The sequence below is a fragment of the Pseudoalteromonas sp. S3178 genome (assembly GCF_005886985.1).
GTDB lineage: Bacteria > Pseudomonadota > Gammaproteobacteria > Enterobacterales > Alteromonadaceae > Pseudoalteromonas > Pseudoalteromonas carrageenovora.
The window spans coordinates 1-289 of record NZ_PNCW01000488.1 but is presented as its reverse complement, the minus strand read 5'-3'; the positions used below and the strand labels follow the sequence as shown (position 1 = coordinate 289).

The window sequence follows — 289 nt, the reverse complement described above, 5'->3', positions numbered from 1 at the left end:
CAATCTCCAGAAGCGATTCTCGAACTGGATGCTGATCTAATTGAAAATACCGGCTTGACTGGATTAACACAGGTTCTAGATTTATCGGCATCAGTAAGCCGTCAAAATAGTTTAGGAGGGCTGTGGGATAGCTTCGCCATTCGCGGTTTCTTTGGCGACGAGAATGTACCCAGCGGCTATTTAGTGAATGGTTTTAACGCAGGTCGTGGTTTTTCTGGACCAAGAGATGCATCTGGTATCGAACGTGTTGAAATACTCAAAGGGCCAAAAGCGGCGTTATTTGGCCGTG

General features: G+C 46.4%; 1 protein-coding gene. It reads left to right on the top strand.

Annotated elements, in window-relative coordinates:
• A partial coding sequence (locus tag CWC11_RS21865; RefSeq protein WP_138684251.1) for a TonB-dependent receptor plug domain-containing protein occupies positions 1-289 on the top strand: 289 nt, incomplete at both ends.